Source organism: Vibrio sp. ABH4_348 (assembly GCF_056159765.1).
The window spans coordinates 2261015-2273645 of record NZ_JBSWVW010000001.1; the positions used below are offsets into that span (position 1 = coordinate 2261015).

Below are 12631 nucleotides of genomic sequence, written 5' to 3' on the forward strand. Positions count from 1 at the left end.
GGCTAACGCAAAAAGTCATCGATGCTCTCTTTGCCTAAGTGGCGAACATCTTTACCTTTCACGAAGTAGATAATGTACTCACAGATATTCTGACAACGGTCTCCGACTCGTTCAATCGCACGAGCCGACCACATGACTTGCAACACGCTCGGGATGTTTTTCGCATCTTCCGTCATGTAGCCGATCAATTGACGAATAACTTCATCGTACTCGTCGTCCAACCTATCATCTAGCTGGTAAATTTCGGCGGCAGCTTCCACATCCATTCGTGCAAACGCGTCTAACACTTGATGCAGCATGGCAATGGCTTGTCGACACAAAGGCTCAAGTGCAACTCGAAACTGCTTCTCTTGTGGCGATTTGTTTTCCAGCACCACACGCGCCATCTTGGTGGCTACATCTCCGATCCGTTCCAAATCGGTAATGGTTTTGATGATCGCCATGATCAAACGCAGGTCTTTTGCCGTCGGTTGGCGTTTGGCGATGATGCGAGTACACGCCTCATCGATAGCCACTTCCATCGCATTCACTTTATGATCATCACTGACCACTTTTTTGGCCAAATCTAGGTCGTCTTTATGTAGCGCCTGCATGGCAAAAGACAATTGCTCTTCAACCAAACCACCCATAGTGAGTACATGGGTCCGAATCGATTCCAATTCGACGTTGAACTGACCAGATATATGACGTCCAAAATTCATGCTATTTGAAGGTTCCTATATAGAGAGTGGATTGCGACGAACTAACCATAACGACCGGTAATGTAGTCTTCGGTTTGTTTGGTTTTAGGTGACGTAAAGATCGAATCCGTATCCGAGTATTCAATCAGCTTACCCATGTGAATAAACGCGGTGTGGTCACTCACACGAGCGGCTTGTTGCATGTTATGAGTCACTAACACTACGCTGTAATCTTGTTTGAGTTCATGTATCAACTCTTCAATGGTTAGTGTTGAGATCGGATCTAGTGCCGAGGTGGGCTCATCCAACAACAACACTTCGGGTTCGATAGCGATCGCTCTGGCGATAACCAAGCGCTGTTGTTGGCCGCCAGACAATCCAAAGGCGTTTTCATGCAATCTGCCTTTCACTTCATCCCATAACGCAGCTGCTCGAAGTGATCGTTCAACCGCGTTATCCAATACTCGGCTAGACTTAATGCCTTGCAGTCGCAAACCGTACACCACGTTTTCGTAAATCGACTTGGGAAAAGGATTGGGGCGCTGAAACACCATGCCCACCCGTCTTCTTAGCGTTGCCACATCCACGTCGGCGTCATAGACATTTTGCCCGTGCAGAGAAACTTCACCGTGGATCTTACAACCGTCAACCAAGTCATTCATGCGGTTGATGCAACGTAACAAGGTTGACTTACCGCAACCAGAAGGCCCGATAAAGGCAGTGACTTTGCCTTTTGGAATACGCATGCTGATATCAAACAAAGCTTGGGTTTTCTGATAGAACAAGTTCAGCCCACGAATGTCTATCGCGGTCTGTTCGTCGGTCAGTTTTTTTACATCAAGTGGCGCGCGATACCCCAGCGCTTGATCCACAGAAAACATATCAGTCTTGTCCTAAAGTTCGGTATTTTTCACGTAAGTTGTTGCGAATACTAATCGCAGTTAGGTTTAAACCTATGATAACGGTAACCAAAAGCAAAGCGGTTGCATACACCAGAGGGCGAGCACTTTCTATATTTGCCGTTTGGAACCCAACATCATAGATGTGGAAGCCCAAATGCATAAACTTGCGTTCCAGGTGTAAAAACGGGAACTGGCCATCAATCGGTAAACTCGACGCCAACTTCACCGCCCCCACTAACATCAGTGGTGCAACCTCGCCCGCCGCTCGGGCAATCGCCAATATCAACCCAGTAATAATGGCTGGACTTGCCATAGGTAAAACAATTCGCCACAAGGTTTCAAACTGGGTCGCACCTAACGCCAGTGATCCGTGGCGAACCGAGTTGGGAATCCGCGATAACCCTTCTTCCGTTGATACGATTACCACAGGAAGAGTCAACACCGCCAAGGTCAGTGCTGACCACAGCAGGCCCGGAGTTCCAAACGTCGGAGCAGGCAGCTGTTCACGATAAAACAGTTCGTCAATCGAGCCACCAAGGGTGTAAACAAAAAAGCCCAAGCCAAACACGCCATAAACAATGGACGGCACGCCGGCTAAGTTAATGACCGCTACTCGAATCAGCCGCGTGAAAGCAGTGTCTTTGGCGTACTCATGCAAATAAATTGCGGCTATGACCCCAAGCGGCATCACTATCACTGACATGATCAGCACCAATAATACGGTGCCAAACATGGCCGGGAAAACGCCACCTTCCGAGTTAGACTCCCTTGGGTCATCACTCAAGAACTTCCAAGCTTGCTGCGCCCACTGCGCTATTTTCTCCAATGAGCCCATTTGGTTTGGATACCAAATGTCGATGATGTACTCGATAGGAATAGTGATTCGCTGACCATTCATGTCTTCGACGAGTAAAGCTTGCTCTTGCAGCAAGGCGCGCAGTTGATCGACCTCTAGCTCGGCTGCTGCCAGTTTTGTCTTTAGATCGGATAATTGCAGTCTAATAGTTTCTACATCAAGCTCAGTGAGATTGTCATTGAGTTCACGCCTGCGTTGCTCTAATCGCAGAGATTGAATGGCTTCGCTGTAACGATTAATTTTACTGCGAATAATGATGTCGATTTCATCGCGCAAGGTATTGGCAAGAAGTAGCCCGCTGTCACTGAATGAGCGAACGTCACCGGAAACCAACTCCCCTTCGATAACATAACCCACGGGGCGTCCGAAAAAATCGCCATCTTTGGTTCGTTCAATCACCGCCCACCCTTTTGGTGCAGCGCGTTTTGCGATATTGATGTCCAATATTGAAATGAAATCAGCGGGATAGATATCCCGATTGGCAACCTTTATGCTCAGTCGATTCACCACACCTTCGGCTTTATTTAGATCAGGGATGGCGATATCCATTTCACGCACGTGACTGATTGGAACCGACTCCGAGTCGTACAGTTGGCCGACTAGTACGTCACCATCAAACGTGGTCCATTGATACAGAGGCGCGGGCCAGAAGTACGCAAACCCTTTCCAGCCAATAACAAGCAGTAATGCCAATACAGAAAGCAGGCTGATACTGACCGCGCCGCCTGTTAGCCAAATCCAAGGTGTTCCCGATTTAAACCACTTCAACATCTGAGGGCTCCACAGGGTGAAGATAGAAAGGAAGTCAGTCTATAGCGCACGATAACGCTCCCTAAGTCTTTGTCTGACCCATTCTGCTACCGAGTTAACCGCAAACGTGAACATAAGAAGTAATAACGCACCGAGAAACAAAATACGATAATGCGAGCTGCCCACTTCAGACTCGGGCATCTCAACCGCAATCGTCGCCGACAAGGTACGCATACCTTCCAATATATTCCAGTCTATAAGTGGAGTATTCCCCGTTGCCATCAGCACAATCATGGTCTCGCCAACCGCGCGTCCCAAACCAATCATAATGGCAGAAAAAATACCTGGGCTGGCAGTGAGCAGCACAACATGAAGTAAGGTTTGCCATTGCGTTGCACCAAGCGCCAATGACCCGTCCGATAAATGTTTCGGCACTGAGAAGATCGCGTCTTCGGCGATTGTAAAAATGGTAGGAATCACCGCAAAGCCCATGGCAAAGCCAACCACCAGCGCGTTTCTTTGGTCGTAATCAATGCCCTGCTCGGCCAAAAACACACGAACGTCGCCGGCAAATAGCCAAGTTTCTATATTGCCGCTCTGCTCAATCGCCAGCCAAATTACGGCCAGAAACAGCGGCATCAACAAGATGGCATGCCAGCCATTGGGAAACGACTCGCGAATGGTTGCAGGCACACTATGCCAAGCGGCGCCCATCACTAAAGTAGAAATCGGCAGAATAATCAGCAAGGCCACAACTGCAGCTAGGTAGCTTTCCACAATTGGGGCAAACCACAAACCAGCTAAGAAGCCGATAATCACCGTGGGTAGCGCTTCCATCAATTCGATAGAGGGTTTCACCACACGACGCATTTTAGGTGTCATAAAGTAAGCCGTGTAAATAGCGCCCAGCACCGCTATTGGTATCGCAAACAACATGGCGTACATGGCTGCTTTGATCGTGCCAAAAGCAATTGGAACAATACTAAACTTGGGTTCGTATTCATCACTCGAAGATGTGGTTTGCCAAACAAATTCCGGCTCTGGATAACTTTCATACCAGACTTTTCGCCACAGCGAGGACCAAGAGACTTCAGGGTGCGCTTTATCCACTACGGCAATATCTAAGTGATCATCAAACAAGCTCAATACAAAGCGTTCGTTTCCTGACATGGCCACCAGCTTGGGTGATTGCGAGTAAGCGCGTTCAAACAAAACCAACTTTTCACTGGTGGTGTAATGACTTTGCACCGTTCCATTGGGATAAAAACTGTAAAACCCTTTTCTAAAGGTGTCCGGTAACAATAAAGTGAGTTCAGCAGGAAGCTTAAAGTCTCGAACTGCGGTCAATTGACGTCGTTCATTGGTTAACACGTCAAACCATTGAGACACTCTGCCATCGGTGTGGGCGACTAATAGCGAATGGGCCCCCGACAAAAACTGGACATCAATCGCCTGATGATTGGGGTTGTGCTGGCTGAGATCGACGACCTCACGCACAGTGAAGGTCTCACCTTGCTTGACCACCACAACCAATTCAGAGCCGCTGCGTAAATAAACGGTTTCGCCGTCAGGGGTAATCAGTATTTGATCCAGCTGATTAAATGGCGCCGCAAATTCAAATTGGGATTGCTCTAACTTTGACGTCTTCCAAACGATACGTACTTTGCCATCAGAATACTGCCCGGCTAACGTGGTGTTCTCATCGTGATGAGAAAAACCAAACTGAGACAAGCTGGCGTTTTCTTTCACTAAACTCGGGGTAATGTCATCATTGACGATATCAACTCGCGGCGTAAACACTCGGCCCGCTGTGTCATACACGCTGTTGAGTTTAGGACTGAAAATCGTGACATTGCCCATTGCGTCAGAAAACGCATACCACTCAGAGCTATTTGGCGTTTTTGCAAATAAATAAGGTTGATGTGGGGAGACGACTAGCTGTTGTAGAGCCGGTTGTTGAACCTGATCCAAAGACCAAAAATCGACTTGGCCCTGTTCGTTTATTAGATACACGTACTTGCCGTGATCATCGATACCACCAGACACCAAGTCACTCTGGGTTACTTGCAAGCTCGCTTGATTCGATTCGAATTTAGCGTCGGCAAAAAGCGGTAATACCATCCAGCCCAAGTAGACAAAAATCAAGACTAAAGCAGCAAGTACACCAACGCCACCCGCAGTCACCGCCATTTTAAATAAGCGATCCCACAGCAAGCGAGTGCGGTCTTTTTCTTTTAGTAAAATTTTTGCTTGGGCCATGAAAAAGTTAACTCTGTGATGCTGAGTAGATTTTGTACAAAAAATCGCTGTGCTTTATAAACTTATCGCAATCTTGTTATTGCTTCCAAACCTATAGCGTACAAAGGCCCGTTTGTGGTTAGCTTACTTTGCTGACAAATAGGTATTAATTTCCGTAGGCTATAATATTTCGGTAAGGTGACAATAATATTACAGTTGAGAATAAATCACTGAAACACATGTCATTATTGTTTGAAATAAAATTGTCATACTCGTTGCTTACCTTGCTAATACACAACGCAACTTCTCGCAAAAACGAACTGATCCAACGTTAATCAAACCTCTTGGCTAACAAGATCTTTTAAACGCTTTTTTTGTTGTATTCGCGGTTGGCAATGACAGGTAAAAAAATCCATGAGTGTGGAAAAGCTATACATTGAAAAAGAACTAAGCTGGCTTTCGTTTAACGAGCGTGTGCTGCAAGAAGCGGCGGACAAAAACGTCCCTCTGATTGAACGTATTCGCTTCTTGGGCATTTTTTCTAATAACCTCGATGAGTTTTACAAAGTTCGTTTTGCTGACGTCAAGCGTCGCATTTTGATCAACCAAGAGCGCGGTGGTAATGACGCTCCTAAGCATTTATTGACCAAGATGCAATCCAAAGCGTTAAAGCTCAACGACAAGTTTGATGAACTATACGGAGAGCTGATTCGCGAAATGGCTCGCCGTCGCATTTTTCTCGTCAACGAAACTCAGCTCTCCGACACTCAACAAAAGTGGATCCGCAAATATTTCCGCAATGAAGTGCTGCCTCACATTACCCCGTTATTGATGCGTGATGACATTGATGTACTCGAATTCCTCAAAGATGAGTATGCCTACATCGCGGTGGATATGAGAAATGCAGAACAATCTCAGTACGCGTTAGTGGAAATCCCCACTGACCATTTGCCTCGCTTTGTCATGGTGCCAGAGCAGAAAGGTAAGCGGCGCAAAACCATCATCTTATTGGATAACATTATCCGTTATTGTTTAGACGACCTGTTTCGCGGCTTCTTTGAATACGAGGAGTTGTATGGCTACGCGATGAAAATGACGCGCGACGCCGAATACGATTTGAGTCATGAGGTTGAGCACAGCCTACTTGAGCAAATGTCGGAAGGATTAAGCCAACGATTAACCGCTATGCCGGTGCGCTTTGTGTACGAGCGAGACATGCCACAAGAAATGCTGTCCTACCTATGTGACAAGCTGAAGATTTCTAACTTTGACAGTCTGATTCCCGGCGCTCGCTACCACAATTTCAAAGATTTTATTTCGTTTCCAAACGTCGGCCGTGAGTATCTGGAAAACAAACCTTTGCCTCCAATTCGCTGTGCCGATTTTGATGGTTTCGCCAACCAATTCGATGCCATTCGCGCGCAAGACATTTTGCTTTACTACCCTTACCACACCTTCGAACACATTACCGAATGGGTAAGACAAGCCTCGTTCGATCCGAAAGTACTGTCGATTAAAATCAATGTCTACCGCGTTGCCAAAGACTCGCGCTTAATGAACTCGCTGATCGATGCAGTTCACAACGGCAAAAACGTCACTGTGGTGGTTGAGCTGCAAGCCAGATTTGATGAAGAAGCGAATATTGAGTGGTCGAAAATTCTAACTGAAGCTGGCGTTCACGTGGTCTTTGGCGCGCCGGGCTTAAAAATCCACTCCAAACTCTTGCTGATCAGCCGCCGTGAGGGTGAAGAAATTGTTCGCTACGCTCATATTGGTACTGGTAATTTTCACGAGAAAACCGCAAGGATCTACACCGACTTTTCACTGTTAACCGCTGACCCGGATATTACCAATGAAGTGCGCAATGTGTTTGTTTACATACAAACGCCGTATCGCCCGGTTAAGTTTAATCATTTGATTGTTTCACCGAGAAACTCGCGCCAACAAATCTACCGACTGATCGACAATGAGATCGCGTTTGCCAAACAAGGCAAAAAAGCCCAGCTAACCGTTAAGGTAAACAACTTAGTCGACAAAGGCTTGATCAACAAACTTTACGGCGCGAGCAACGCGGGGGTTGAGATAAAAATGATCATCCGCGGCATGTGCTCATTGGTTCCAGGGATCGAAGGCATCAGTGATAACATCAAAATCATCAGTATTGTTGACCGTTTTCTCGAACACCCGCGGGTATTCATTGGCCACAATGATGGCGACCCACAAGTTTACATCTCGTCCGCTGACTGGATGACGCGAAATATTGACCATCGCATTGAAGTTGGTGCTCCAGTGCGTGACCCACGTCTGAAACAACGAATTATTGATATCATTAACATTCACTTTACCGATACAGTTAAAGCTCGATGGATAGACAAAGAAATGAGTAATACCTATGTGGCGCGTGGTAATCGCAAGAAAGTTCGCTCACAAATTGCCATTTATGACTATCTTAAAAATGTAGAAAAACAATCGAGAAAACATAAAGACGGTCTCAGTGAATGAATTAACAAATAGCCGCGACATCGCGGCCATTGATTTGGGCTCCAACAGCTTTCACATGGTGACAGCCAAAGTCGTTGGGGCAAACTTACAATTAGTCAGTCGCCACAAACAACGAGTCCGAATGGCAGAAGGGCTCGATGAACAAAAAAATTTAGACCATGAATCGATGAATCGCGGTTTAGAGTGTTTATCTATGTTTGCCGAGCGTCTGCAAGGCTATGACCCGGACGATGTCGCCGTCGTTGCCACTCATACCCTTCGTCAAGCCAGCAACGCTCATCTGTTTTTGCAGCGCGCCCGCGACGTTTTCCCTTTTCCAATTGAAATCATTCCCGGAGTAGAAGAAGCGCGCCTGATTTATCTGGGGGTTGCTCATACCCAACCAGAAACCAAATCGACTCTAGTAATTGATATCGGTGGCGGCAGCACGGAAATCGTGATTGGCACTGGCTTTGAAGTCAATCTTGCCAACAGCAAACAGATGGGCTGTGTCAGCTACATCAAGCGTTACTTCCCCAATGGCAAACTCAGCAAGAAAAACTTCGCCAAAGCTTCCCTGGCCGCAGAGCAAAAACTGGAGCCCATGATCCACCGCTATAAAAAAATGGGCTGGAATAAGGTTTATGGCTCGTCCGGTACCATCAAAGCGATTCGTGAAGTTCTAATTGGCTTAGGCTTTGAAGACGGCATCATCACTTTGAAACGCCTGCAGACGTTGATCGATACGCTTCATCAGTGGCAGTTTATTGAAGACATCGATTTGGTCGGTTTGACGGAAGAGAGAAAACCAGTATTTCCCGCAGGAGTCGCGATTTTAGAAGCAATCGTTAAAGACTTGGGAATCGATGAGGTCCATTTTTCGGAAGGCGCTTTACGCGAAGGCGTTCTTTATGAAATGGAAGATCGACTACAGCGCACTGACATTCGCATGCGCACCACTGAGGCACTGGCCGCCAAACATCTGGTAGACCTCGACCATGCACAGCGAATCAAGAAACAAGCTAAAGACTTCTTTCTACAAGTTCATCAGCAACTGGGCATAAAAAAAAGCGGTCAATTGTTCGATTTATTGCAATGGTCGGCGCTACTGCACGAGGTTGGGCTAAGCATTAGTCTGCAAGCCTTTCATCGCCATTCCGCCTATATCTTGCAACATACCAATATGCCCGGCTTCAATCGCGAGCAACAAAATGTATTGGCAACCTTAGTAAGATTTCAGCGCAAAGCACTCAAATTGAAAGAGATGAATGAACTGACGCTGTTTAAGAAAAAACACATTCTCTCGCTGATTAAGATTTTGAGACTAGCCATTGTCGTCAACGGACAACGCAGCGATAACCCACTGCCCAAGTTTTTCCTCAAAATCGATGACCACGACGTCTGGCATTTGTCGTGTGAACAGGATGACTGGTTGGAGAACAACTTGCTGCTCGATGCGGATTTGCAAACCGAGCAAGAGTATTGGAATAACGCCGATTGGTCACTGAGTTTCAATTAGCCCTATTTGCCCTATTTGCCCTAGTCAGCTTCTCGGTCTAAGCCAACCTTTGCTAACTCTTGACGGGCAAATTCGGTAGAGATGGGTACATACCCATCTTTCTCGACCAACTCTTGCCCCTCGCGGGAATAGATAAAGCGAATGAACTCTGATTGAATCAACGATAGGGGTTGGTTTGGGTGTTTGTTTATATACACATACAGGTAGCGAGAAAGTGGGTACTCACCACTGAGTATGTTTTTGTAGGAAGGCGAGATGTAATTTTGGCTTTGTGCTGGGGCAATCGGCAATAGCTTGACCCCGGTAACACTATAGCCAACGCCTGAATAACCAATACTGTTGATTGATGAAGCCACCGATTGAACCACAGATGCAGAGCCCGGTTGCTCGTTCACATTGTTCTTAAAGTCACCGCCACACAGTGCATTGCCTTTGAAATAACCGTAAGTTCCAGATACGGAATTACGACCAAACAATTGGATTTTTCGCTGTGCCCAATGAAATTCCAAGCCTAGTTGAGACCATGTATTGACCGGCCTTACTGCGCCACAGCGCAATGTGGTGGAAAAAATCCCATCCAGTTGATAAAAATTTAGCCCTTCAATCGGGTTGTCTTGGTGAACAAAAATCCCAATTGCGTCAATGGCTACTCGCAATGCAGTAGGTCGATAACCGTGTTCATACTCAAAGGCTTCTAACTCTCGGTTGCGCATCGGCCGACTCATAGGGCCAAAATGTGCGGTTCCCTCGGTTAAAGCTGGTGGTGCAGTGGCCGAACCAGACGCCTGAACTTGCCCTTTAACACCTGGGTAGCGGCGCTGAAACTCTTCCACCCACAAGGTCACCATGCCTGCCAATGTATCTGAGCCCACACTAGTGAGCGTGCCCGATAAACCGCTGACTTTTTGGTAATCGGGAAGTATTTGATGATCTTCTGGGTGAGCCAAACTGGTGGGTGAAACCAGCACTAGACTCAACGCCAGTAAACTTCGTTTGACCTTAAGAACAAGTATTTTACTTCCCAATCCCATTATCCAATCAAGCCCCTACAACCAATCGATGAGGGAGGGCAAAGGAGAACTGACTTCCTACTCCAACTTCACTGTGGATTTCTAAGTGCGAGTCATGGTGCGTCAAAGCGTGCTTAACAATCGCTAGGCCGAGTCCTGAACCACCGGTATCGCGAGAGCGCGCTTTATCAACTCGGTAAAAACGTTCGGTCAAACGATGCAAGTGCTGAGGTTCAATCCCTTCTCCACTATCTTGAACCACAAGTGTTGCCCCTTGTAGGTCTCGATACCACTTCACATCGATCTTGGCGCCAGCTGGTGTGTATTTCACCGCGTTGTAAACCAAATTAGAAATCGCACTGCGCAACTGATCTTCATCACCCAATACTTTCAGCGACTGGTCTACATCAAACGATAACACGTGTCCTTGGTCGCCACTTAAGCTCGCCGCTTCTTTTTCCAGCACATCGAGCATATCCGGTACATTGACCACTTGATCGGGGTTGTGCATTGGCGCCGCTTCTATCTTGGACAGTGTCAGTAACTGATTGACTAAACTGTTCATGCGGTTTAACTGCTCAGTCATTACCCCATGTGCTTTAGTCCACATTGGGCCAACCACCATCTCAGGATCTTGCGTCATTTCAAGATAGCCTTGTAGCACCGTCATCGGTGTTCTCAGCTCGTGAGACACATTGGCAAAAAAGTTGCGGCGCATGCCTTCCAACTGTTTTACCTGACTCACGTCGCGTACTACCATCAAATGCTCACCTTCGGTGTAAGGCACGATACGAAGCTCTAGTAGCCGTTCAATGTTAAGGGGAGAACGCATTTCCAAAGGCTCAGAAAAGTCGTTTTTGCTGAGGTATTTAATAAAGTCGGGAGTGCGAATGAGGTTAGAAATCGGCTGACCGGCATCGTCAGGCCAGCGAAACCCTAGAATGTTTTGCGCCAGCTTGTTGCACCAAACGATGTTACCTTCACTGCGAAACACCACGACCGCATCTGGCAAGGATTCTGCACCATTTCTAAATCGGCGAATCAAGTTGGTTAACTCTTTGCGCTTGCGTCGATGACGCTGCTGCATTCGGTAAATACCGTTAAACAGGTGTTCCCAATTGCCCGAACCAGAAGGAGGGGTAAGGCGTTTGTCATCCCAGAGCCAGTTCGCCAAGCGAACTTGATTATTGAGGTGCCACAGCAGCTGAATCACAGTCGCCGCCAAAAGCAGCCACGACATATGACCAAACAGCCAACCTAAAATGACCCAAGGGGTGTAAAAAAAAGCCAGCTCCCAAGCCAGCCTTTTCCACGATAACTTTTCTACCACTTACCTCTCCATTACAGGTAGTCGCGTGAGTATCAGGCTTTGGTTGAAAAGCGATACCCAGCGCCGCGAACCGTCTGGACTAATTTGTCATGTCCCGCACCTTCTAGTGCTTTGCGCAAACGTCTAATGTGAACGTCAACGGTGCGATCTTCCACATAAACATTGGTGCCCCAAACATTGTTTAACAATTGCTCACGGCTGTATACGCGCTCTTGGTGCGTCATAAAGAAGTGCAGCATTTTAAACTCTGTAGGACCCATGTCTAGCGCTTCATCGTTTACCGTGACGCGGTGAGAAACTGGATCGAGACGTAGACCTTGTACGTCAATCACATCTTCCAATGCTGTTGGCGTAACACGACGAATCACGGCTTTTAAACGAGCGACTAACTCTTTAGGTGAAAACGGCTTAGTGATGTAGTCGTCCGCGCCCACTTCAAGTCCGCGAACCTTATCTTCTTCTTCACCACGCGCCGTCAACATCACGACTGGAATGTTACGAGTCAGCTCTTCGCGTTTCATGTGTTTGATAAAATTAATGCCACTACCACCCGGCAACATCCAATCCAATAACACTAGATCAGGAAAAGGTTCAGCCAATTTGTGAACCGCGGTGTCGTAATCTTCCGCTTCGACCGCTTGATAACCTTTTTGCTCAAGAACAAAACAAAGCATCTCGCGAATCGGCGCTTCATCTTCAACAACCAAAATCCTTCTCGACATAATTGAAACCTTTAATTGGGTTGATAATTCTGAGCGTCAATACGGGTTTCACTCAGAGTTAAGTGTTTGCAACTATGAGCATTATTACCAGCAATTATGACACTTTTGTGACCTCTGAAAACAAATTTTCATAGAACTGTCGC

At 46.9% G+C, this 12631-nt stretch carries 9 protein-coding genes; 2 read left to right on the forward strand and 7 right to left on the reverse strand.

The features are described from left to right. Positions 1 to 2: 2 nt before the first annotated feature. Genes phoU through ACXAFJ_RS10390 form a run of 4 tightly spaced genes read right to left on the reverse strand, consistent with a single transcriptional unit; the run spans position 3 to position 5447 of the window. The gene (gene phoU / locus ACXAFJ_RS10375; RefSeq protein ID WP_475323240.1) at positions 3 to 701 is read right to left on the reverse strand and encodes a phosphate signaling complex protein PhoU; all 699 of its coding nucleotides are present in this window, start codon (positions 699 to 701) and stop codon (positions 3 to 5) included. A 41-nt stretch (positions 702 to 742) separates the two neighbouring features. Then, a complete protein-coding gene (gene pstB / locus ACXAFJ_RS10380) occupies positions 743 to 1561 on the reverse strand; it encodes a phosphate ABC transporter ATP-binding protein PstB (RefSeq protein ID WP_475323241.1) in 819 nt (272 codons plus the stop codon). Between the two features lies 1 nt (position 1562). After that, positions 1563 to 3209, reverse strand: coding sequence for a phosphate ABC transporter permease PstA (gene pstA / locus ACXAFJ_RS10385; RefSeq protein WP_475323242.1), 1647 nt, complete (start codon positions 3207 to 3209; stop codon positions 1563 to 1565). 39 nt (positions 3210 to 3248) lie between these two features. After that, the gene (locus tag ACXAFJ_RS10390; protein ID WP_475323244.1) at positions 3249 to 5447 is read right to left on the reverse strand and encodes an ABC transporter permease subunit; all 2199 of its coding nucleotides are present in this window, start codon (positions 5445 to 5447) and stop codon (positions 3249 to 3251) included. A gap of 393 nt (positions 5448 to 5840) precedes the next feature. On the opposite strand from ACXAFJ_RS10390, the gene ppk1 reads away from it, so the two are divergent. Together ppk1 and ppx are read left to right on the forward strand one after the other, a co-directional pair. Further along, positions 5841 to 7928 (forward strand): polyphosphate kinase 1, encoded by a 2088-nt coding sequence (gene ppk1, locus ACXAFJ_RS10395; RefSeq protein WP_475323245.1) that lies wholly within the window; start codon positions 5841 to 5843, stop codon positions 7926 to 7928. After that, positions 7921 to 9426, forward strand: a complete 1506-nt coding sequence (ppx, locus tag ACXAFJ_RS10400; RefSeq protein ID WP_475323246.1) for an exopolyphosphatase — start codon at positions 7921 to 7923, stop codon at positions 9424 to 9426. The genes ppk1 and ppx overlap by 8 nt, the downstream gene beginning before the upstream one ends. Before the next feature lie 20 nt (positions 9427 to 9446). Here ppx and ACXAFJ_RS10405 read toward each other — a convergent pair whose 3' ends face one another. Genes ACXAFJ_RS10405 through phoB form a run of 3 tightly spaced genes read right to left on the reverse strand, consistent with a single transcriptional unit; the run spans position 9447 to position 12488 of the window. Further along, positions 9447 to 10451, reverse strand: coding sequence for a PstS family phosphate ABC transporter substrate-binding protein (locus ACXAFJ_RS10405; RefSeq protein WP_475323247.1), 1005 nt, complete (start codon positions 10449 to 10451; stop codon positions 9447 to 9449). A gap of 13 nt (positions 10452 to 10464) precedes the next feature. Beyond that, entirely contained in the window at positions 10465 to 11766 is a 1302-nt protein-coding gene (phoR, locus tag ACXAFJ_RS10410) for a phosphate regulon sensor histidine kinase PhoR (protein ID WP_475323249.1), read from the reverse strand. A 32-nt stretch (positions 11767 to 11798) separates the two neighbouring features. Next, positions 11799 to 12488, reverse strand: a complete 690-nt coding sequence (gene phoB / locus ACXAFJ_RS10415) for a phosphate regulon transcriptional regulator PhoB (RefSeq protein WP_475323250.1) — start codon at positions 12486 to 12488, stop codon at positions 11799 to 11801. Positions 12489 to 12631 lie beyond the last annotated feature (143 nt).

Coding starts and splice junctions, on each gene's coding strand:
- phoB (WP_475323250.1), bottom strand. CDS start 12,488: ATGTCGAGAAGGATTTTGGTTGTTGAAGATGAAGCGCCGATTCGCGAG.
- phoU (WP_475323240.1), bottom strand. CDS start 701: ATGAATTTTGGACGTCATATATCTGGTCAGTTCAACGTCGAATTGGAA.
- ACXAFJ_RS10390 (WP_475323244.1), bottom strand. CDS start 5,447: ATGGCCCAAGCAAAAATTTTACTAAAAGAAAAAGACCGCACTCGCTTG.
- pstB (WP_475323241.1), bottom strand. CDS start 1,561: ATGTTTTCTGTGGATCAAGCGCTGGGGTATCGCGCGCCACTTGATGTA.
- pstA (WP_475323242.1), bottom strand. CDS start 3,209: ATGTTGAAGTGGTTTAAATCGGGAACACCTTGGATTTGGCTAACAGGC.
- ppk1 (WP_475323245.1), top strand. CDS start 5,841: ATGAGTGTGGAAAAGCTATACATTGAAAAAGAACTAAGCTGGCTTTCG.